The sequence below is a fragment of the Pseudomonas sp. PSE1(2024) genome (genome assembly GCF_050990555.1).
Classification (GTDB): domain Bacteria; phylum Pseudomonadota; class Gammaproteobacteria; order Pseudomonadales; family Pseudomonadaceae; genus Aquipseudomonas; species Aquipseudomonas aphyarum.
Genome location: NZ_CP158967.1, coordinates 4266276 through 4287502, shown reverse-complemented (window position 1 = coordinate 4287502; position 21227 = coordinate 4266276). Strand labels below are relative to the sequence as shown.

Here is a 21227-nt window from a genome sequence, read left to right as displayed (position 1 = left end):
CCTGAGCGCGACAGCCGTGGCCTTCAACTCAACGCGCAACGTGATGCCGCACTACATGGAGAGTTTTTTATGCCAATGAATACCTTTGCGTTTCATCTTTCCCCACGGGGCAAACTGCGCTGGGCCATCGCCAGCCTGTTCCTGGTCGCTCACCTGCCGGGCGCCATCGCCGGCGGTGTGGTGGTCGCGCCCGGCCCCGGCGGCACCGCGCAATTGCAGACCCAGGGCGGCGTCCCGATCGTCAACATCGTCGCGCCCAACGGCTCGGGCCTGTCGCATAACCAGTTCCTCGACTACAACGTCGACCGTCAGGGGCTGGTGTTGAACAACGCCTTGCAGGCCGGGCAATCGCAGCTCGCCGGTCAACTGGCGGCCAACCCGCAATTGCAGGGCCAGGCCGCGAGCGTGATCCTCAACGAAGTGATCAGCCGCAACCCGTCGGCTATCAACGGCGCCCAGGAAATCTTCGGTCGCGCCGCCGACTATGTGCTCGCCAACCCGAACGGCATTTCGGTGAATGGCGGCAGCTTCATCAACACGCCGAACGCCAATCTGGTGGTCGGCCGGCCCGAGCTGAACGACGGCAAGCTGCAAGCTCTGAGCACCCGCGACGCCACTGGCCAGTTGCAGATCCAGAGCGGCGGGCTGCGCAACGGTGAAGGCTCGATCAACCTGATCGCGCCGCGTATCGACAGCCAAGGCGCAATCAGCGCTCGCGATCAACTGAACCTCACCGTCGGACGCAATCAGATCGATTACGCCAGCGGCCAGGTGAAAGCCGTGGACCCGGCGGGCAACACCACCGATCAACGAATCGACGCCAGCCTGTTTGGCGCGATGCAGGCCGGGCGCATCAACATCGTCAGCACCGCTGAAGGCGCGGGCGTGAAGGTCGGCGCTGTGCAAGTCGCCGGGCGTGACGGTGTGCAGATTCGTTCGGCTGGCGACTTGAGCGTCAGCGGTCAGGCGATCCCGGACAGCCTCGACGTGACCCGCGCCGGCATTCGCAGCAGCCAGGGCGACGTCGGCCTGCACAGCGGCAAGGACCTGACCCTGGCCGCCACCGATGTCAGCGGTCGTGACGTGAAGGTCGAGGCCAAACGCAATCTGACCCTGACCACCGTCGAAAGCCGCAAGCTCCAGGAACAGCGCGAGAACTGGAACAACAGCACCATCGGCATCACCTGGGAAACTTATGAGCGCACCAAGACCGACAGCGATTCGCGCCAGCACGGCAGCCAGATCGTCGCCAGCCGCGACGCGCAACTCTTGTCCGGCAAAGACACCGAACTGCAAGCCGCCAAGGTCGACGCGAAGAACAACCTCAGCGTGCAAAGCGGCGGCGATCTGCGCCTGACCGCCGCCACTGAAAGCCACACCCAGACCGATCAGGGCAAGCACCGCAAACACCTGTGGAAAGCCGATTGGGACAGCAGCAGCGAAGAGCAGCGCAGCATCACCAGCCAGCTGAAGGCCGGCAACATTGCCCTGCAAACCGCCGCACTGTTGCGCTCCGAAGGCGCTGAATTGAACAGCGCCGGCGATCTGCAACTGGCCGGCAAACAGGTGGAAATCACCACCGCGACCCGCACCCATCGCAGCAGCGACAACCGCTATTCCGGTGACCTGGTCGGTGGCGGTTTCTTCGGCAAGACCGGCGACGCCGACAAGGGCCAGACCCAGCATCAGGGCAGCAAAATCAACGCGGCCGGCAAGCTGGTGGTCAAGGCCGACGACGTGCGCATCAGCGGCAGCCAGGTGCGTGGCGGCAAGGACGCCAGCGTGATCAGCGACAACGGTTCGCTGACCATCGACGGCGTGCAGGACACCTCGCACAGCAACAACCACGACAAGGACAGCAAGTTCTTCGGCATCACCAAGGACGAGTCGCGCCAGAACAGCAAGGACAGCACCACGGTGCGCAGCGAGCTGGCTTCCGACAGCAACCTCAAGCTCAAGAGCGCCAAGGACATCGAAGTCGCCGGCTCCACAGTCAAGGCCGGCGGTTCGCTGACGGCGGACGCGGCGGGTGACGTAAATGTGCATTCGACGCAGAACACCCACGACAGCAGCAACAGCACGCAGACCCGTGGTTTCGACGCCTACGCCAAAGAGCAGACGGCGGAGCAGTATCGCGCCGGCGTGCATTACGAAGACAAGGCGCAAACCGTCACCGCCAACGACGTCACCCAACAGGGTTCCAGCCTCAGCGGTGGCAGCGTGCAGGTGAAGGCGGGCGGCGACGTGACGCTCAAGGGCGCCGAGGTGAAATCCACCGCCGGCGACACCAGCCTGAGCGGCAAGAACGTCTCGTTGCTGGCCGAGCAGGACAGCCACACCACCTCGACCGAAACCCGCAGCACCGGCGGTGGTTTCTACTACACCGGCGGCCTCGACCGCGCGGGCAGCGGCGTGGATTTCTCGCATAACACTTCGCAAGACACCACCGGCAAAACCACTGCGCAAACCACCGGCGTGCAGAGCAGCGGCAGCCTGAACATCAACGCTGATAAACTCGCCACCGAGGGCGCGCAACTCAAGGCCGGCAACGGCCTGAACGTCGCCGCCAACGAAGTCGACAACCGTGCCGCCAGCAACACCGAAAGCAGCACTCACAGCGAGAGCAACTGGTCGGCGGACATCGGCGCCAACGTCGAGTACAAGGACATCGCCCGACCGATTGCCGGCGCGGTGAAAGAAGTGCTCGCCGGCAAGGTGCCGGACAAGGATGCACTGGCCAATCTCGGCCAGCCGAACGTCGGTATCGACGTGGCAGTCGGTCATGCCAGCGCCGATAAAACCGAGCAGGGCAGCAACGCTGTGGTCAGTCGGTTCGACGGCCAGACCGTGGACGTGAAGGTCGGCGGCACGCTGCACGATCAGGGCACCCAGTACAACGCCAGCGCCGGCAAAGTGAACATCAGCGCCGATAAACTGGTGGCCGATGCCGCGAACAACACCCACAGCAGCACCGAAAAAACGGTGGATGCCAAGGTCGACGTGCGCGTCTACACCAAGACCGGTGAAGACGTGAACGTGGCCGGCAGCGGCGCGGGTGGCAGCAGTCAGTCGAGCAAAAACAGCTCCACGGCGGTGGTCGGCGGTTACGCTGGCAACCAGGGCGTGAACATCAATGTCGGCGGTGATGCACAGTTTGAAGGCAGCCGTTTCGACGGTGGGCAGGGCGGTGTCAGCGTCAAGACCGGCGGTGATCTGGCGCTGAGTCAGGCCAACGACCGCCAGAGCAGCGACAGCTCCAGCCTGCGCGGCGACGCCTCGCTGACCGTCGGCACCTTGCCCGGCACCGACGGCACCAACGTCGATCTCGGCGCCGGGTTTCAGCTCGATCACAAAGGCAACCAGACCACCGACAGCCAGGCCCACGTAGCCAGTATCAATGGCAGCGGCCTGGTGCAATTGAGCAGCGGCGGCAATCAGGTGCAGCAAGGCACGAAGATCGACAGCGTTGCTGCTATCGACCTGAAAGCTGGCGGCAAGCTCGATCTGCAAGCGGCCACGGATTCGCACGTCGCCACCGGCAGCAATCTCGGCGGCGGCCTGAAGGCCGGCGGTAGCAAGACCAGCAGCGAGAAGAGCCGCGATCAGGGCGGCAACCTCAGCGGCAACTTCAACATCGGCCGGGTCAACGAGAACACCCAGACCCTCAGCGGTGGCCAGCTCAACAGCCAGAACGGCATCGCTTTGAGCGGTGATTCGGTGCACCTGCAAGGCACTCAGGTCGGCGCGCCAAACGTCAGCATCGACGCGCAGAAGGGCGGTTTCGTTCAGGAGTCCGCGCAGTCCACCGACAACCGCAACAACTGGAACGTCGCGTTGAATGCCGGCGGCAATCTGAGCAAAAGCACACCGACCGCCGCCGATGAAAAAGTCAGCAGCGACCACGGCTTCAATGCCGGGTCCAAGGTCGGCGTTGACTACCTGCAAGGCACTACCCAGCAGAACAGCCAGATCAAGGCTGACACTGTGGTGTTGAACAGCGGCGGTGATGCGAGCCTGAACGGTGCGCGGATCGATGCGCGCAACGTCAGCGGCAACGTGGCGGGTGATCTGTCGGTCGAAAGCCGTCAGGACACCAGCACTCACGCCAAGGTGGATGTGGATCTGGGCCTGACCGCCAAGAAGACCCCGGCCGACGACAAGGGCAAACTGGCTGGCACCGACTACAAGCCAACGCTGAAAGTCGACGGCGAATACGCGCACAAGGACAGTGTGAAACAGGCCTCCGGCATCAACGCTGGTGAGGGTGTGAATCTCACCGTCGGCGGCGCCACGCAACTGACCGGTGCGCGGATTTCTGCCGCCGAAGGCAAGGTCGATCTGGGTGGTTCGAAGGTCAGCAGCAGCGATCTGAGCAACCTCGACTACGGCGTAAAAGCCGGCCTCGACCTGCCACACAAAACCGAAGAAAACGCACCGAAGGTGTCCCTTGAAAACGGCAACCTGAAAGTCGGCCCGGTGATCCTGAGCGGTCATCTGGACAGTCAGTCACTTCAAGCGGGTATTGACGAAAAAGGCTGAGCCACCATGCGTTCAGGGCTGCTCAACCAAGGTGGCTTGACAGCCCTGCGATAATGGAACGTGCACCGCAGCTTGCGCGGTGCATTTCATCAAAACGCAGAGGAATGTGTTCCATGGATAATCAAGCGCTCAAGGCCTTGTTCGACCAGCAGTCAGCTGTCTACGACAAACAATGGGCCGGGATGGCGCCTATTCGCGACGCCCTGTACCTGCTGCTTGATTCTGTATTTGCAAGCCTGCCGACCAATGCCCGCATTCTCTGCGTCGGCGTGGGTACCGGTGTGGAAATGGCCCATCTGGCGCAGCAGTTTCCCGGCTGGCAATTCACCGCAGTCGACCCTTCGGGCGCCATGCTCGACGTGTGCCGTCAGCGAGCGAAAGAGGGTGGTTTCATTGACCGCTGCCGGTTTCACGAAGGCTACCTCGATACCCTGACGGATGAATCCGGTTACGACGGCGCGACCTGTTTTCTGGTGTCGCAGTTTTTGCTCGATCCTCAGGCGCGTATCGACTTTTTCCATGAGATTGCCCGTCGTCTGCTGCCGGGCGGGGTGCTGGCGAACGCTGATCTGGCCTCGGATACTCAATCCCCGGCCTATGAAGCATTGCTGCGTCACTGGATGACGCTGATGGCCTCGGCCCAGGTGCCGGCGGAGATGCTTGAGCGAGCGCGCACGGCGTATGCCCGGGACGTGGCAATTCTGCCAGCGCCGCAAGTCGCCGGTCTGATCGAGTCGGCCGGGTTCGAGGCGCCGGTCCAGTTCTTTCAGGCGGGTTTGATGCACGGTTGGTTCTGCCCGCGCAAGGCAGAGATTGCCGCGGGTTAGAGCGCTGGAGGGCTGGGAGAAAACAGCTTCGTCGGCATTCCCGAGGAATCCATTGCTTCGGCTTAATAGGAAGCATTACTATTCACGCCCCTTTCCTCAGCACGCCGCAATGATCCCCATGCTGCCCCGCAGACCCGGCTTTCTCGAGCATTACGAAGAGTTGATCGGCACCTGGACCCGTCGCCTGCGCAATCGCTCGCAGGCCGAGGATCTGGCGCACGACACCTTTGTGCGGGTGCTCGAATCCGATTCGTCGACGGTGCAGCAACCCCGGGCGTATTTGCACCAGACCGCGCGCAACATCGCGGTGGACGGCTATCGGCGTGAGGACCGGCGGGGCGCCATGGAGTCGGAGGCGATCGATCTCAGTGAGTCGCCGACCGGCGATCCGGAGCATTACATGCATGCGATCCAGCTGGCCGATTCCATCGAACGGGCGCTCACGGAGCTGCCGGTCAACTGCCGACGAATCTTCGTCTGGCAGAAGATCGAGGGCCTGACCCAGGCGGAAATCGCCGAACGCCTGGGCCTGTCCAAGAACATGGTGGAAAAGTATATGATCCGCACCCTGCGGCATCTGCGTGATCGCCTGGACGGGGCGCAATCATGAGCCGTGGCGTCTTTTCATCCCCAGCCAAACAGGACATTCCATGATGGATACTCGTGATTGCGCGTGCGGGCAAACAACGGTGCGCGATGACGCGGCACGCTGGTTTGTGCGTTTGCAGGAGCCGGCCGTCAGTGTCGACGAACAGCAGCGCTTCGACGCGTGGCTGAACGAACATCCGCAGCACCGTGACGAATTCCAGTTGCTGCAAGGCTTGTGGACGGCGGCGGATCTGCTGCCGGCGCCACGGCTTAAAGCTTTGTGCGAAACCCCGCCGGCGCGGCGCGAACGCCGTCCGTTGTTGCGTTATGCCGTGGCGGCGAGCGTAGTCGCGGTGGCGCTCGGGCTCGGGCTGTTCAGTGGTTTGAATCATCCGCAAGGTTACAGCGCCGAATTCGCCACCGCGCTGGGCGAGCGCAAGCATGTTGCGCTGCCGGATGGTTCGGTGATCGACCTCAACAGCCGCAGCCGTTTGCAGGTGCGTTTCGAGAAGGATCGGCGGCTCATCGAATTGACCGAAGGCGAAGCGATGTTCAGTGTCGAGCACGACACGTCCCGCCCGTTCGTGGTCGAGGCCGGCAGCGGCAAGGTCACGGTGACCGGCACCCGTTTCGATGTGCGGCGTGACGTGACGCAGACCCGGGTCGCGGTGGAGCAGGGCACGGTCAAGGTGCAGGGCCGTGATGCGGCCGAGGCCGATTTCATCAGCCTCACTGCCGGCCTCGGCACGCGGATCGATGCCCAGGGCAAAGTGGCGCCGGCGTATGCGGTCAACCCGGCGGAGCTGACGGCCTGGCGCAGCGGCAAACTGGTGTTCAACAACGCCAGCCTCAGCGAAGTCGCCGAGGAAGTGTCGCGTTATCGCGACAAGCCGCTGAAAGTCGCCAACCCGACCGTCGCCAATTTGCGCCTGACCAGCGTGTTCAAATCCGACAATACCGATGCCTTGCTCAAGGCCTTGCCAAGCATCCTTCCGGTGGCCGTGCGCACCCTTGCCGACGGCAGCCAGGAAATAATTTCAAAATAAAATTCAGGTTTTTTTCGAGTTCGTCGTCTTCCTGTTCAACTGCAACTGGTTTGCATTAACAGCCGCACACTCTTGCGATCCACAGGACTCCGTTCGACGTGAAAAACTCCACCGCCAAAAATAAAAAATCCCCTTGGTTGCCGCTGGCGCTTGCGCTGGCGGTCAACGCCGCCGTGCCGATGGCCTTCGCCGCCGAAGCCATTCACATCCGCGCCCAGCCGCTGGGTCAGGCCCTGAGCGAACTGGGTCAGCAAACTTCATTGCAGGTGTTTTTCAGCCCGGACCTGGTCGCCGGCAAACAGGCGCCGGCGGTGGACGGCAACCTTTCTCCGGAGCAGGCCCTGCGCCAATTGCTGCAAGGCAGCGGACTGGATTATCAGATCAATGAAGGCTCGGTAACCTTGTCTCCAGCCCCCACTTCCGCCGCCAACGGCCCGCTGGAGCTGGGCGTGACCGACATCAAGGTTGTCGGCGACTGGCTCGGCGACGCCAACGCCGCCGTGGTGCAGAACCACCCCGGCGCGCGCACGGTGATCCGCCGCGAAGCGATGGTCGAGCAGGGCGCGATGAACGTTGGCGACGTGCTGCGCCGCGTGCCGGGCGTGCAGGTGCAGGAAGCCAACGGCACCGGCGGCAGCGACATCTCGCTGAACGTCGGCGTGCGGGGTTTGACGTCGCGCCTGTCGCCACGCTCCACCGTATTGATTGATGGCGTGCCGGCCGCGTTCGCTCCGTACGGTCAGCCACAACTGTCGATGGCACCGATTTCTTCCGGCAACCTCGACAGCATCGACGTGGTTCGTGGTGCCGGCTCCGTGCGTTACGGGCCGCAGAACGTCGGCGGCGTGATCAACTTCGTGACCCGCGCAATTCCGGAAAAAACCACCGGTGAAATCGGCACGACCCTGGAAACCTCGCAGCACGGTGGCTGGAAACACATCGACACCGCGTTCCTCGGCGGCACCGCCGACAACGGCATCGGCATGGCGCTGTTGTACTCGGGCGTGAACGGCAACGGTTACCGCGAGCGCAACAACGGCAACGACATCGACGACGTGATCCTCAAGACCCACTGGGCGCCGACCGATCAGGACGATTTCAGCCTCAACTTCCATTACTACGACGCCAGCGCCGACATGCCCGGCGGCCTGACGCAGAAGCAGTACGACGACAAACCGTTCCAGTCCGACCGCGACTACGACGGCTTCAGCGGCCGCCGCAAGGACGTGTCGTTCAAGTGGATCCGGCAGATCGACGAGCGTACCCAGGCGGAAGTGCTGACCTACTATTCCGACAGTTTTCGCGGCAGCACCATCGCCGCCCGCGATCAGAAAACCCTCAGCTCGTTTCCGCGTTCTTACTACACGCTGGGCATCGAGCCGCGCGTTTCGCGTGTGTTTGACGTAGGCCCGACCACTCAGGAAGTCAGCGTCGGTTACCGTTATTTGAAAGAGGCGATGCACGAGCAGTCGAGCCGTCTGGCGCTGGTCAACAACGAGCCGGTGGTCACCAAGACCTCCGACGGTCATGTGTTCCAGGATCGCACCGGTGGCACCGAGGCCAACTCGGTCTACATCGACAACAAGATCGACGTCGGCAACTGGACCGTGACCCCGGGTATTCGCTTCGAACACATCAGCACCGACTGGCATGACCGCGCCGTACTCGACACCGCCGGCAAACGCGTCCCGGAGAAAAACCGCAGCATCGAAAGCAACGAGCCGCTGCCAGCCCTGAGCGTGATGTATCACCTGTCCGATGCGTGGAAGCTGTTCGCCAACTACGAGACGTCGTTCGGCAGCCTGCAATACTTCCAGCTCGGCCAGGGCGGCTCGGGTGACCAGACTGCCAACGGTCTGGAACCGGAAAAAGCCAAGACCTACGAAATCGGCACGCGCTACAACGATGACGTGTGGGGCGGGGAAGTGACGCTGTTCTACATCGACTTCGACGATGAGCTGCAATACGTCAGCAACGACGTGGGCTGGACCAACCTCGGCGCGACCAAACACCAGGGTGTCGAAGCGTCGGTGCACTACGACATGGCGGCGCTCGATCCACGCCTCGACGGCCTGACCGCCAACGCCGGTTTCACCTACACCCGCGCCACGTACGAAGGCGAGATTCCTGGCTTCAAGGGCCGTGATCTGCCGTATTACTCGCGTCAGGTGGCGACCGTCGGCCTGCGTTACGACATCAACCGCTGGACCTACAACATCGACGGTTTCGCCCAGTCCAAGCAGCGCGCCCCCGGTACAGGTGTGAACGCCGACGGTGGCTTCAACGGCAACTACATCACCGAAGGCACGGCAGACGGGCAGTACGGCGACATTCCAGGCTACGTGACCTGGAACGTGCGTGGCGGCTATGACTTCGGCTCGCAGCTCTCGAACCTGAAGCTCGGCGCCGGGGTGAAAAACATCTTCGACAAGCAGTACTTCACCCGCTCCAGCGACAACAACTCGGGGATCTACGTGGGCACGCCACGGACGTTCTTCGTGCAGGCCAGCGTCGGTTTCTGATAGACCGAGGTGGCTTCATCGCGGGCAAGTCGAATCGTCGAACCGCAGCTCCCACAGGGATCGCATGTATCTTGTGGGAGCGGGTTCGTTTCGGGTGGCGCTTAGAAGATGTTTCTCAGACCTTGAGCGCCTTCCCACCGATGGCCACCGCCACCAGCAATGTCGCCATCAGCCCGAAGGCAAAACTCAAACTGCTGGCGTGGGCGACAAATCCGATCACCGCCGGCCCTGCCAGAATCCCTGCATAACCCAGCGTAGTGATTGCCGGGACGGCGATGCTCTCCGGCATCACCGTCTGCTTGCCCACTGCTGTGTACAGCACCGGCACGATGTTCGAACAGCCGGCGCCGACCAGCGCATAGCCCAGCAATGCGGCTTGCCAGCTCGGGGCGAAGGTCGCCAGAAACAATCCCGCCGCCGCCAGCAGACCGCCAAACAGAATGATCCGGGTCGCACCCAATGCCCGGACGATCCGGTCACCGGTCAGACGGCCGGCCGTCATGGTCAGCGCGAACGCTGCGTAACCCAATCCCGCATAGGCGGTGTCGATCCCGCGTTCCTGCGCCAGAAACACCGCGCTCCAGTCCAGCGCTGCGCCTTCGGTGAGGAACACAATGAAGCACATCCCGCCGATGAACAGCACGATCCCGTGGGGCACTGCGAAGGCCGGCCCCGAGCTTTCACTGCCGTAAGGCAACATGTGCGGCACCGCCTTGAACAGCGCCGCGATCAACACCACGACCACCACCAGCATCGCCGCCAGTGGCGACAGCCCGAGACCCAGCAGGGCGCTCACGCCCGCCGCGCCGACGATCCCGCCGAGGCTGAACAGGCCGTGAAACCCCGACATCATGTTCTTGCCGCTGGCCCGCTCGACGATCACCGCTTGCAGGTTCACCGTCGAATCCACCGTGCCCAGTCCGGCGCCGAACATGAACAACGTGGCGATCAGCGCCGGAATCGACGACACCGTCGCCAGCAACGGCAATGCTGCACAGATCAGCAGGGTGCCGCCGGTTGCCACTTTTTTGCATCCAAACCGGGTGGCCAGAATCCCCGCCAGCGGCATCGCCAGGATCGAACCGACGCCCAGGCACAGCAACAGCAACCCCAACGTCCCTTCATCGAGACCGGCGCGCGCCTTGGCGTAGGGCACCAGCGGCGCCCACGCGGCGATGCCGAGCCCGGCAATGAAGAAGGCGATGCGCGTGGACATCTGTTCGAGGCGTCCGGGAACGAACGTGTCTTGAGGGGTGAGGCTGGTCATAACGATCCTTGGCAAAAAACGTTTCAGCAGCGGACATCCTTGCACAGCTCTTTCGCTGGAGCGAGCCCGCTCGCGTCTGCAGGGCGTTGCGATTTACAGTGGCGCCCCTGTCGACGGGAAAAACAAGGGCGGGCTCATGACGCAGTTCTACGATGCACGAGGCAATATCTACGGAGTCGTTTCACCCCAGGCGCTGCGCGCTGCCGGAATCGAATTACCAACGGGCGCCGCGCAGTGCGCGCTGTCGCGGCAGGCATGGAGCTCCGCTGCCATTGCGCTGTGCTGCGATTGGCCCGAAGGTCGGCGCCCCGCCGGCAGCAAGTCCCATCGCAGCGATGGCCTGTTGATCGGCCCGTTTCAATCCGCGCCGCCCTTCGACCTGCTGATCGTCAACACCGACGGCACGCTGGCTGAACGCAGCGGCAACGGCCTGACGATTTTCTCCCAGGCGCTGCTCGAACAGGGGCTGATGCCGCAGGAGGGTGCGACGTTGCGGGTGCATCACGACAAACAGGACGCACAATCGCCAGTGCCGACATCGGTGAAACCGGCGCAGGTGGCGGGCGTGCAGGGCTTCTGGCTGGACCTTGGCCAGCCCGGTTTTGGCCCGGCAGCGGTCGGTGCGCTCGGCGTTGAACCGGCGCCGTTTAACGGTGTGGCGGTCAGCCGTGTTCGGCCGCTGGCGCAGCTCGATCCCGCGTGGGCGCACAGCCAGTTCGTGCGTATCGGCAATCCACATTGCGTGACGCTGGTTCAGGATGAAGCCGCATTGCCGAGCAACGCGCAGATGCTTGAATCGCCGCTGACGGACCGTCTGACCGCCATCGCCTACGCCATGCCCAGCGGCGCCGGCCAGCCATGCCCGGCCGGGGTCAACCTGCAATGGGCGATGCGCGCCGGCGATCAACGCATCGTCGCGCGAGTGTTCGAACGGGGCGAGGGGCCAACCGCCTCATCCGGTACCAGCGCCAGTGCGGTGGCGAGTGCGGCGTGGCGGGTGGGCTGGGTATCGGCGGGAGAAGTGCAGGTGGTGATGCCGGGCGGTACCGCGCCGATCCTGTTGGAGGAACGCGACGGAGAACTACTGCGAGTGCGCCTGTTCGGCACGGCGCACCCGACAGAAAAGTGAAGTCCCTTTCATGATCGTCCCCCCGGGAACGATGGATCCCTTGGACTTCACTGTGAGCCGGTTCGCTGCGGTTGTCGCCTGTCAGATCTGACAGGTTGGCTCTATCGTTTTGCGATAAAACCTCTGCGAACCATAACCACCGCTCAACCTTCCATGAACTCCACCACCGGCATCTGCCGCTTCATCAGCACTTTGCCGTTGCGGATCGAATACAGCGGCAGGCCCTGGCTGCGGATCACTTCGTAATCGCTGTCCGCCGACAGGATCAACAGGTTCGCCGGGCGGCCCTGTTCCAGACCGTAGCGTTCGCCAAGGTGCATGGCCTTGGCGCTGTTGTCGGTGACCAGATCCAGCGCGCTTTGCAAGTTGCGGTAGCCGAGCATGTGGCAGATGTGCAGGCCGGCTTCGAGTACCCGCAGGATGTTGCCGTTGCCCAGCGGATACCACGGATCGACGATCGAGTCCTGACCGAAGCACACGTTCATGCCGGCTTCGAGCAACTCGTTGACGCGGGTCACGCCGCGGCGTTTCGGGAAGTTGTCGAAGCGCCCTTGCAGGTGAATGCTTTCGGTCGGACAGGAGACAAAACTGATCCCGGAATGCCCGAGCAGGCGGAACAGTTTGGCGCAGTAGGCGTTGTCGTAGGAGCCCATTGCGGTGGTGTGGCTGGCGGTTACGAGGGCGCCCATGTCGCGACTGCGAGCCTCTTCGGCCAGCACTTCGAGGAAGCGCGAATGCGGGTCGTCGGTTTCGTCACAGTGCACATCCACCAGGCAGCCGGTGCGCTCGGCCAGGTCCATCAGGAACTTCACCGAGCTGACGCCTTGGTCGCGGGTGTACTCGAAATGCGGAATCCCGCCGACCACGTCCGCGCCCATGCGGATTGCTTCTTCCATCAGCTCGCGACCATTGCGGAACGATTCGATGCCTTCCTGGGGAAACGCGACGATTTGCAGGTCGATCAGGTGACGGCTTTCCTCGCGTACTTCGAGCATCGCCTTGAGCGCGGTGAGTTGCGGGTCGGTGACGTCGACGTGGGTGCGCACGTGCTGGATGCCGTGGGCGGCGAGGGTCTGGATGGTTTTCTTCGCCCGGGTCTTGGTGTCTTCCTGGGTGATGGTGACTTTGCGCTCGCCCCAGCACTCGATGCCTTCGAACAGCGTACCGCTCATGTTCCAGCGCGGCTCGCCGGCGGTCAGGGTGGCGTCGAGGTGAATGTGCGGCTCGACGAAGGGCGGCACCACCAGATTGCCGCCGGCGTCGAGGTCGTCGGGGCCCAGGGTCGGCGCTTCGGTCTGGCGCGCGATGCTGCGGATCAGGCCGTCTTCGAGGTGCAATTCGTGCAGACCTTCCTGGTTGCGCAGTCGGGCGTTGATGATGTGCATCGGGCGAATCCTTTTATAGATCTTGTAGAGGGGCGGCCGCGTTGCGGGCGCCGAGCAGGCCGGTCACTGCGATATACGTTAACGCGGCAACGGCGATCCCGACCAGCGGCGCGACCCACGGCGAGCCGAACGCCGCGACGGTTCCGGCCGCGTAAGCCGCAAGCCCCGGCCAGTTGAACGCCGGTAACCGTGCGTCGGCCAGACGCGGATAACGCCCGCGCCAGCGGAAGAAGAAGTCCGCCATGATCACGCCGCCAATCGGCGGAATCACCGTGCCGAGCAGGATCAGATAAGGCACCAGCATGTCGTACATGCCGAGCAGCGCGAGCGCCGTGCCGATCACGGCACCGACCAGGGTCACGGTCTTGCGGCGCCCGGTGCGCAGCAGGTTGCAACCGGCAACGGCGAAGTTGTAGATGGTGTTGTCCTGGGTGCTCCAGATGTTCAGCAACAGCATCGCCATCGCCGCCATGGCGAAGCCTTGCAACAGCAACACTTCGACCACGTCGGGTTGTTGGTAGACGATTGCGCCATAGGCGCCGATCAGCACCATCAGGCCGTTGCCGATGAAAAAACCGATCAGGCTGGCGAGCACCGCGACCCGAGCCGAGCGCGAAAACCGCGTCCAGTTGGTGGCCTGGGTCGCGCCGCTGACGAAGGTGCCGAACACCAGTGTGATGGCGGTCGACCAGTCCAGTGAACCGCTGGGCACGACGCTGAGCAAGCCGTCGAGGCCGCCGACTTTCACGGTCGCAACCCACATCGACAGCATCAGCAGCAACATCATCGCCGGCACTGCGATGTACGACAGAATCTCCAGCCCGCGATAACCGACATACGCCGTGGCGCAGAACACCAGGCCGAACAGCACCATCAGCCCCAGCACCGTGGCTTCGTTCAGATCGAAATACTTGCCGAGCACCACCGCCGCCGTCGCGGTGCCCCAGGCGTACCAGCCGATCTGGGTGAATCCGAGGATCAGGTCGCTGAGCTTGCTGCCGACTTCGCCAAAACAGAAGCGCCCCATCAGCACCGAATTCAGCCCGCTCTTGAAGGCGATGTAACCGAGGCCTGCGGCGTACACGCCGAGCAGCAGGTTGCCGATGACGATGACGGCGAGCATTTCGCCGAAGTTGAACGCCACGCCGAGCTTGCCGCCGGCAAACATGGTCGCGGTGAAGAAGGTGAAACCCAGCAGCACCATCGCCGTGGAGGCCAGGCCTTTGCGCGCGTGCATCGGCACTTCGCTGAGGGGGTAATCGTTGCCGGGATCGTTTTGCGTCATGGGGGCGTTCCTTGCTGGAAAGGGGAGGACGCGAAGAGGTTGCAGCGGTCGTGCCAAACGCGATGTTGCGGATATTTATAGACGAGGCACGGATGATCGGCGCGAAAGCAGTGCATTGAGCGCCGTGCCGAACCATGTGGGAGCAGGGCTGTTCCCACAGGGTCACGGGAATGGATCAGAGGAATCGCAACAGGGCGGCAACGATGGCTTCAGGCGCATCCTCCTGCACCAGATGCCCGGCATTCGGAACCGGATGAAACTGCGATCCCGGAATCATCTTGTGCAACTCGCGTCCGCGCTCGATGGGAATCCACTGATCCTCTTCACCCCAGAGAATCTGCACCGGGCAACGGATCGTCGGATACAGCGGCTGCGCCTCCAGCGTGTAGCGCTGATCCATCTGCGCGATCTGCCGGTAGAACGCCGCTTGCCCCGGATCGCCCAGCCACGGCTGCACGTAGGGCGCCAGTTCATCATCGGGAATATCCCGGTGAATCGCCCCGCGAATATAGGTCGGCACGATGGCGCGCTGGATGTAATCCGGCAGGCCGCTGAACGCCGCCTCATGCTGGCGCACGTGCTGCACGAACGGTGATCCCCACGGCGTCAGCGCCACCGGGTCGATCAGCGTCAGGCTGCGGTAATCCTTGCCATTGAGCAGATGCGCGCGCAGCACGGTGGCGCCACCGAAGTCGTGGGCGACCACGTCCGGGCGTTGCAGATTCCAGTGATCGAGCAACTGAGCGAACAATTCGTTCTGCACGCCGAGGGAGACATCGGCGTCCGGTTGCTCGGATTGGCCGTAGCCCAGCAGGTCGAAGTAATGCACCCGGTGCGTGGCGAAAAAGTGCGGCGCGATGCGGTGCCACACATAGGAAGAGAAGGGCGTGCCGTGCACGAACACCAGCGGCGGGCCGTCGCCGCGTACCCCGTGGCGAATCTGTCGCCCGTTGAAATCAAAGACCTGATCCAGCAGCCAGTCCGTCATGGGCCTGTCCTCTTGGCGGGTTCGAGCCAAAAAGCATAGGCGTAAAAAAACCACCGGTCTCGGTGGTTTTTTGTGTCGCGGGAATTACTCGCCGCGATAGATGCAACCGCTGGTGCAGGTCTCGTGGATGCGGATCGCACTGAGTTCCGGCAGCAGGGGCTTCAATTCATTCCAGATGAATTTGGCCAGCACTTCGCTGGTCGGGTTCTCGAGGCCCGGAATGTCGTTGAGGTAGTTGTGGTCCAGACGCTCGTACAGCGGCTTGAAAATCGCCTTGATCTCGGAGAAATCACGGATCCAGCCGGTGTGCGGATCGAGGTCGCCGCTCAGGTGAATCGCCACTTTGAACGAGTGACCGTGCAGGCGTCCGCACTTGTGGCCGTCCGGTACGTGGGGCAGGCGGTGGGCGGATTCGAAGGTGAACTCTTTGAAAATTTCCACAGTGATTTCAGCTCTGTTCAGATGGCGTTCGCCGCAGCGAATTCGGGCAGGCGGCGAGTTTACCAGCTTGTCTTCGGCTGTGCTGACTAAAGGGTCAGCAAGCGCTCGGCGAGGCGACCATTGGCAGTCAGTTCAAGGAATTCGTCACCCATCCGGCGGCTCTCGTCCATCGCCGCGCGCCAGTATTTCTGCCGGCTCGGCGCATCGCCCATGAAGCGCTTGAAGTCGTTACGGTCGGGGAGTTTGCCGTAGGGCAGGCGCGCCAGGTATTCCTTCGACGGCGCGAGCAACAGCACGTCCTGCAAGCGCTCGACCGAAGCTTTACGCCAGGGCAGGGTCTTGTCGAACCAGCCCGGGATCACCCGGTCGGTGAAGTGCGGATAGAGCACGATGCCGTCGCCGCTGTAGGGCAGGTCGAGGTGATAGTCGAGCAGACCACCGTCGCGGAACGTGCCGGCACCAGCGCCCGGCAAGTCGCGCACGCCTTCCATGACCATCGGGATCGATCCCGAGGCCAGCAGCGCCTGACGCAGATTGCCGGCGTCGAGGGCGACGAAACGCGACGGGAAGTCATTCAGCGCATGCACCGGCGGCGCCAGGCGCGGGTCGTGGATGATCAGCCGTTCGAAGTGCCGCGACAGCCGCGCGCGGCCCCGCAGGTTATCGGCGATCACCGAACCCAGCGCCAGCCCGAGCCGGCCGCGATGGTCGTCCGCCAGCCCGCCGTGGCTTTTGACCACCATGATGTTCAGGCGGTAATGGGCGTTGTCGAGGAGCAAGGCATCGCGGCCGTCGAGCAGGTCATCGAGCATGCGTTGCGAACTGCGGCTGACGTCGCCGATGGTCACGCCTTTGTTGAAGTTCTGCTCGGTGTACAGCTGACCGAGGCGGCGGATGCCTTCGGCGGCGTCCGGCAAACAAGCGCTGGCGAAGCGCCAGGAACCCACCGACGCACCGATCAGCGAACGTTCGCGCGGCGCCGCCGGCAGCCACTCGCCGAACAACGCCAGATCCAGCCCCTGAATCCCCAGCGCCTTCGGCCCACCGGCAGCGCCGGGCAGAGTGCCGACGTCGGCGGCGTTCAGGCCCTGGGCACGAATGCGCGCCATGGCTCGGGGGCCGGCCTTGAGGGTCAGAGAAGGGAACTTGATGTGAATGGCGGTCATACCGGTCTCGATCGTTAGCAAGCGAAAGATTATAAGCACATGTTGCCGTGGCTGCAGGAGCAGACCCCATGATGGCAATTCAGTTTCAGTTAAGTTCGCACCGTTAAGGTGCCGCCCGTAGCGACACATAAAAATACGGAGACACCATGAAAACCCTGACTGCCCTGACCATTGCCTCGATCATCGGCCTCACCGCCGGCACTGTTCACGCCCGCGATCTCGGCCCGGATGAAGCCCTGCGCCTGCGCGACGCTGGTACTATCGTCTCCTTCGAGAAGCTCAACGCCACCGCGTTGGCCAAACACCCGGGTTCGACGATCACCGACACCGAGCTGGAAGAACAGTACGGCAAGTACATCTACCAGATCGAACTGCGTGATCCGCAGGGGCTGGAATGGGATCTGGAACTGGACGCGGTGAGCGGGCAAGTGCTCAAGGATCATCAGGATACGTAATGAAGGTTAATGTTCGCGCCACCCGCCGTACGGCATTGGCGCTGGTGATGTTTTGCTCGACGGCCGTGGCCCGTGACCTGGGTCCGGACGAAGCCCTCAATCTGCTCAAGCAGGGCGTGATCCTGCCGCTGGAGCAAGTGCTGCAGCAGGCGATGGACCGTTATCCCGGCGCGAAACTGCTGGAAGTCGAGCTGGAAGAAAAACACGACGTCTACATTTATGAAGTCGAGTTGCTGACCGTCGAAGGTGTGGCCCGCGAGCTGCACCTGAAGGCCGATACCGGCGAACTCGTGAAAGACAAGGAAGATTGACCGATGCGCTTGCTTCTGGTGGAAGACCACGTACCGCTGGCCGACGAACTGCTCGCCGGCCTGCAACGCCAAGGCTACGCGGTGGACTGGCTGGCGGACGGGCGCGATGCGGTCTATCAGGGCAGCAGCGAGCCCTATGACCTGATCGTCCTCGACCTCGGTCTGCCCGGCGTGCCGGGGCTTGAGGTGCTGGCGCAATGGCGCGCCGGCGGTCTGACGATTCCGGTGCTGATCCTCACCGCCCGCGATTCCTGGGCCGAGCGCATAGAAGGCCTGAAGGCCGGTGCCGACGATTACCTGACCAAACCCTTCCACCCGGAAGAACTGTATTTGCGCATCCAGTCGCTGCTGCGCCGCTCCAAGGGCCAGGCCAACCAGCCGACGCTCAAGGCCGCCGGGCTGCACCTGGACGAGGGCCGCCAGTGTGTCGTGCGCGACGGTGCCGACATCCAGCTGACCGCTGCCGAATTCCGTCTGCTGCGCTACTTCATGCTGCACCCGGAACAGATCCTCTCCAAAAGCCACCTCGCCGAACACCTCTATGACGGTGAAACCGAGCGCGATTCAAACGTGCTTGAAGTCCACGTCAATCACCTGCGGCGCAAGCTCGGCAAAAGCGTGATCGAAACCCGTCGCGGCCAGGGTTATCTGTTTGGCGGACAGGCTTCGTGAGATCGATCCAGCGCCGCTTGAGCCTGGGGTTGATCAGCGTACTGGTGGTCGTCGGCGTGCTGCTGGCGCAAACCAGTCTGTGGCTGTTCGAAGTGGGATTGCAGCGCTATTTGGAAGCCGGGTTGCGTAACGACAGCGAGAGCCTGCTGGTGGCGCTGGTTCGCGGCCCGCAAGGCTTGCAGCTGGATGAGCGGCACTTGTCGCCGGCCTACCAGCGACCGTTTTCCGGGCATTACTTCCGCATCGATTTCGCCGACAGCCATTGGCGCTCCCGCTCCTTGTGGGATCAGGATCTGCCGTTGCTCGAACGCTCCGGCCTGCACAGCAACCTGCAACTGGGGCCGGACGGTCAGCAACTTTTGGTGCTGCGTTCGGACTATCGACGGCTCGGCCAGTCGATTTCCATCAGCGTGGCTCAGGATTACACGCCGGTGCGCGAGAGCTTCCAGCGCATGCGGCAGATCGGTCTCGGCCTCGGGCTGGCCGGGTTGCTGCTGATTCTGTTGCTGCAACGCCTGACCGTGCGCCGCGCGTTGCGTCCACTGGAAAAGGCTCGTGAACAGATCGCCCAGTTGCAGCAGGGCCAGCGTTCACAACTCGATGAGCAAGTGCCGGCGGAACTGGAACCGCTGGTGGCGCAGATCAACCATTTGCTGGCGCACACCGAAGACAGCCTCAAGCGCTCGCGCAATGCCTTGGGCAATCTCGGGCATGCGCTGAAAACCCCGTTGGCGGTGCTGCTCAGTCTGGCGTCGAGTGAAAGGCTCGACGCGCACCCGGAGCTGCGTAAGATCCTCAAGGAACAACTGGAACAGGTTCAGCAACGACTGAACCGCGAGCTCAACCGTGCGCGGCTCTCTGGCGATGCGTTGCCGGGAGCGTTGTTCGATTGCGACGCAGAGCTGCCGGGGTTGCTGTCGACGCTGAACATGATTCACGGCGAGCATCTGGAACTCAGTTACGTGGCCCCGCCGGGCCTGCAATTGCCGTGGGATCGTGAGGATCTGCTGGAACTGCTCGGCAACCTGCTGGACAACGCTTGCAAGTGGGCGGATGCCGAGGTGCGGCTGAGTGTGGTCGAGGCGGCTGAAGGTTTTGTGCTGAGCGTGGAAGACGACGGGCCGGGGATTCCCGAGGCGCAGCGGGCTCAGGTATTCAGCCGGGGAGCGCGGCTGGATGAGCAGACCCATGGGCATGGGTTGGGGCTGGGGATTGTGCGGGATATTGTCGAGACGTGGGGCGGGGTTCTGGTGTTGGGGGAGAGTGAGTGGGGTGGGTTGAAGGTGGAGATTCAATTGCCTCGGCGGTAGCCTTCAAGAGCCCCCTCACTGTAGAGACCGGTACATCCTTTACACATTAGACCGGGGACATCGTTTACACCTTTTACAGGCTTGATACGCGGTTGGCTCCGCGTTCAAGCCTGCCTAAACAGAAGGTGCAAAGGTACAACTCCCACACGTCATCAGCCACTTCCTTCAGCGCGATGTCCTCGCCGATCAGCGCCTCGCCCAAAAACATTCGTTGCCCCTTCCACTTGAACTCGCCGTTCGAGCGAACCTTGCGTACCTCAACATCAGGGCCGTATTCGACTGCAGGCAAGTAGCCCGGATACGGGCGCAACGAAGGTCTGTAGACGGAAGCCGGCGGCTTCATGCCCAGTGCGGTGTGTGGTCGATCATGATTGAAGTCCCGGACGAACTCCTCAAAGGCCAACTGCTGGCGCACGAGATTTTCCGCAGGTGTCCGCAGTACCGCTGCTTTGAGAGTGCGGTGCATCCGTTCGTGTCGACCGTTCTGGTCAGGACGCCCAGGCGTGATTGTCTCGATGTGGATGCCATGCCTGATGAACCAGACAGACAACTTCGACAGCCGTGCCAAACCGGTCGATGCGAAAGGCGCCCCGTTATCCGTGCGGATTACGTCCGGCAATCCAAACTCCCGAAAAGCCCATTCGAACCCCTGTCGCGTCGGCTCACTGTGCGTGCCGGGCAGCGCCCGGCAGAGCAGCAGATAGCGGCTCATCTGATCGGTAATGGTCAACGGATAGCACCAATTACCATCCTGCATCCTGAACTGCCCTTTGAAGTCGGCACACCAGGTCTGGTTGGGTTCATCGGCCGGGCGTAAATGCGTCGGAGCACGCGGGCGCAAAGGATAGGGGCGCCGCGCAATGACCAAGCCAGCCTTCTTCAACCACTCCCCAGCAGTGCTCGCGGCCGGCCATGGGATCTGTGGATCGGACTTTCGCAGGCGATCAATGATCTGTTTGGGGCCTCGATCAGGATGCTCGTTTTTCTTTGCCAGCAATGTGGTAATGATTTCATCCGGGGTTTGATGAGGGCAGTTCAAAGGCTTGCGGGATTGCTCTTTCAAGCCATCCACGCCGAGCGCTGCATACCGATCCAGCCATTTATCGACGGTTGGCCGGCTGACCCCATAACGCCGGCTCAATTGGCTCTTGGTGTAGCTGCCACTGAGCCAGTCACTGACTAATTTCACTCGTTGATCCATCGGGGACTCTTGATTCCAGGGCATGGTCAGCACCTCCTGACCATGATTGATACCTGTAAACCATGTCCCCGGTCTCAAACGTAAAGGATGTACCC

General features: G+C 62.7%; 17 protein-coding genes. 10 read left to right on the top strand and 7 right to left on the bottom strand.

The window, feature by feature from the left end; translation table 11 throughout:
* Positions 1 to 69 precede the first annotated feature (69 nt).
* From ABTV87_RS19345 to ABTV87_RS19325, 5 genes are all read left to right on the top strand, one after another.
* Positions 70 to 4539, top strand: coding sequence for a hemagglutinin repeat-containing protein (locus ABTV87_RS19345; protein ID WP_433898167.1), 4470 nt, complete (start codon positions 70 to 72; stop codon positions 4537 to 4539).
* Positions 4540 to 4652: 113 nt separating this feature from the next.
* Positions 4653 to 5366, top strand: a complete 714-nt coding sequence (locus tag ABTV87_RS19340; RefSeq protein WP_433898166.1) for a class I SAM-dependent methyltransferase — start codon at positions 4653 to 4655, stop codon at positions 5364 to 5366.
* Between the two features lie 109 nt (positions 5367 to 5475).
* Positions 5476 to 5976, top strand: coding sequence for a sigma-70 family RNA polymerase sigma factor (locus ABTV87_RS19335; RefSeq protein ID WP_085608266.1), 501 nt, complete (start codon positions 5476 to 5478; stop codon positions 5974 to 5976).
* Between the two features lie 40 nt (positions 5977 to 6016).
* Positions 6017 to 7000: a FecR family protein gene (locus ABTV87_RS19330; protein WP_221535657.1), complete on the top strand. Its 984-nt coding sequence runs from the start codon at positions 6017 to 6019 to the stop codon at positions 6998 to 7000.
* Positions 7001 to 7098: 98 nt separating this feature from the next.
* A complete protein-coding gene (locus tag ABTV87_RS19325; RefSeq protein WP_433898165.1) occupies positions 7099 to 9522 on the top strand; it encodes a TonB-dependent siderophore receptor in 2424 nt (807 codons plus the stop codon).
* Positions 9523 to 9637: 115 nt separating this feature from the next.
* On the opposite strand, the gene ABTV87_RS19320 is transcribed toward ABTV87_RS19325, so the two are convergent.
* On the bottom strand, positions 9638 to 10789 hold the full coding sequence (locus tag ABTV87_RS19320; protein WP_064597996.1) for an MFS transporter: 1152 nt from the start codon (positions 10787 to 10789) through the stop codon (positions 9638 to 9640).
* A 136-nt stretch (positions 10790 to 10925) separates the two neighbouring features.
* Between ABTV87_RS19320 and ABTV87_RS19315 the strand changes: the two genes are divergently transcribed.
* Complete coding sequence (locus ABTV87_RS19315) at positions 10926 to 11918, top strand: diaminopimelate epimerase (protein ID WP_433898164.1); 993 nt, start codon at positions 10926 to 10928, stop codon at positions 11916 to 11918.
* A 143-nt stretch (positions 11919 to 12061) separates the two neighbouring features.
* Here ABTV87_RS19315 and codA read toward each other — a convergent pair whose 3' ends face one another.
* The 5 genes from codA to ABTV87_RS19290 all read right to left on the bottom strand — a co-directional run bounded on the left by codA (position 12062) and on the right by ABTV87_RS19290 (position 17183).
* Positions 12062 to 13303, bottom strand: a complete 1242-nt coding sequence (gene codA / locus ABTV87_RS19310; RefSeq protein WP_230731928.1) for a cytosine deaminase — start codon at positions 13301 to 13303, stop codon at positions 12062 to 12064.
* A 13-nt stretch (positions 13304 to 13316) separates the two neighbouring features.
* A complete protein-coding gene (gene codB, locus ABTV87_RS19305) occupies positions 13317 to 14588 on the bottom strand; it encodes a cytosine permease (protein WP_007955938.1) in 1272 nt (423 codons plus the stop codon).
* Positions 14589 to 14763: 175 nt separating this feature from the next.
* Complete coding sequence (locus tag ABTV87_RS19300) at positions 14764 to 15576, bottom strand: alpha/beta fold hydrolase (RefSeq protein WP_221535662.1); 813 nt, start codon at positions 15574 to 15576, stop codon at positions 14764 to 14766.
* An 84-nt stretch (positions 15577 to 15660) separates the two neighbouring features.
* The gene (gene queD, locus ABTV87_RS19295) at positions 15661 to 16017 is read right to left on the bottom strand and encodes a 6-carboxytetrahydropterin synthase QueD (protein WP_007955941.1); all 357 of its coding nucleotides are present in this window, start codon (positions 16015 to 16017) and stop codon (positions 15661 to 15663) included.
* Positions 16018 to 16103: 86 nt separating this feature from the next.
* Entirely contained in the window at positions 16104 to 17183 is a 1080-nt protein-coding gene (locus ABTV87_RS19290) for a patatin-like phospholipase family protein (RefSeq protein WP_221535663.1), read from the bottom strand.
* A gap of 146 nt (positions 17184 to 17329) precedes the next feature.
* Between ABTV87_RS19290 and ABTV87_RS19285 the strand changes: the two genes are divergently transcribed.
* Genes ABTV87_RS19285 through ABTV87_RS19270 form a run of 4 tightly spaced genes read left to right on the top strand, consistent with a single transcriptional unit; the run spans position 17330 to position 19931 of the window.
* Positions 17330 to 17638, top strand: coding sequence for a PepSY domain-containing protein (locus tag ABTV87_RS19285; RefSeq protein WP_127798927.1), 309 nt, complete (start codon positions 17330 to 17332; stop codon positions 17636 to 17638).
* Positions 17638 to 17949, top strand: a complete 312-nt coding sequence (locus ABTV87_RS19280) for a PepSY domain-containing protein (protein WP_433898163.1) — start codon at positions 17638 to 17640, stop codon at positions 17947 to 17949. The genes ABTV87_RS19285 and ABTV87_RS19280 overlap by 1 nt, the downstream gene beginning before the upstream one ends.
* Positions 17950 to 17952: 3 nt before the next feature.
* Complete coding sequence (locus tag ABTV87_RS19275; protein ID WP_011335105.1) at positions 17953 to 18621, top strand: response regulator transcription factor; 669 nt, start codon at positions 17953 to 17955, stop codon at positions 18619 to 18621.
* Positions 18618 to 19931, top strand: coding sequence for a sensor histidine kinase (locus tag ABTV87_RS19270; RefSeq protein WP_258712056.1), 1314 nt, complete (start codon positions 18618 to 18620; stop codon positions 19929 to 19931). The genes ABTV87_RS19275 and ABTV87_RS19270 overlap by 4 nt, the downstream gene beginning before the upstream one ends.
* A gap of 73 nt (positions 19932 to 20004) precedes the next feature.
* Here the strand turns inward: ABTV87_RS19270 and ABTV87_RS19265 are convergent, their stop codons facing one another.
* Positions 20005 to 21156: an integrase core domain-containing protein gene (locus ABTV87_RS19265; RefSeq protein ID WP_433898162.1), complete on the bottom strand. Its 1152-nt coding sequence runs from the start codon at positions 21154 to 21156 to the stop codon at positions 20005 to 20007.
* Positions 21157 to 21227: the final 71 nt, after the last annotated feature.

Excerpts from the sequence above, each read along its gene's own strand:
- ABTV87_RS19290 (WP_221535663.1), bottom strand. The coding sequence starts at position 17,183 with ATGACCGCCATTCACATCAAGTTCCCTTCTCTGACCCTCAAGGCCGGC.
- codB (WP_007955938.1), bottom strand. The coding sequence starts at position 14,588 with ATGACGCAAAACGATCCCGGCAACGATTACCCCCTCAGCGAAGTGCCG.
- ABTV87_RS19345 (WP_433898167.1), top strand. The coding sequence starts at position 70 with ATGCCAATGAATACCTTTGCGTTTCATCTTTCCCCACGGGGCAAACTG.
- ABTV87_RS19275 (WP_011335105.1), top strand. The coding sequence starts at position 17,953 with ATGCGCTTGCTTCTGGTGGAAGACCACGTACCGCTGGCCGACGAACTG.
- ABTV87_RS19335 (WP_085608266.1), top strand. The coding sequence starts at position 5,476 with ATGATCCCCATGCTGCCCCGCAGACCCGGCTTTCTCGAGCATTACGAA.
- ABTV87_RS19320 (WP_064597996.1), bottom strand. The coding sequence starts at position 10,789 with ATGACCAGCCTCACCCCTCAAGACACGTTCGTTCCCGGACGCCTCGAA.
- ABTV87_RS19300 (WP_221535662.1), bottom strand. The coding sequence starts at position 15,576 with ATGACGGACTGGCTGCTGGATCAGGTCTTTGATTTCAACGGGCGACAG.
- ABTV87_RS19285 (WP_127798927.1), top strand. The coding sequence starts at position 17,330 with ATGAAAACCCTGACTGCCCTGACCATTGCCTCGATCATCGGCCTCACC.
- ABTV87_RS19340 (WP_433898166.1), top strand. The coding sequence starts at position 4,653 with ATGGATAATCAAGCGCTCAAGGCCTTGTTCGACCAGCAGTCAGCTGTC.
- ABTV87_RS19280 (WP_433898163.1), top strand. The coding sequence starts at position 17,638 with ATGAAGGTTAATGTTCGCGCCACCCGCCGTACGGCATTGGCGCTGGTG.
- ABTV87_RS19315 (WP_433898164.1), top strand. The coding sequence starts at position 10,926 with ATGACGCAGTTCTACGATGCACGAGGCAATATCTACGGAGTCGTTTCA.
- ABTV87_RS19265 (WP_433898162.1), bottom strand. The coding sequence starts at position 21,156 with ATGCCCTGGAATCAAGAGTCCCCGATGGATCAACGAGTGAAATTAGTC.
- codA (WP_230731928.1), bottom strand. The coding sequence starts at position 13,303 with ATGCACATCATCAACGCCCGACTGCGCAACCAGGAAGGTCTGCACGAA.
- ABTV87_RS19330 (WP_221535657.1), top strand. The coding sequence starts at position 6,017 with ATGATGGATACTCGTGATTGCGCGTGCGGGCAAACAACGGTGCGCGAT.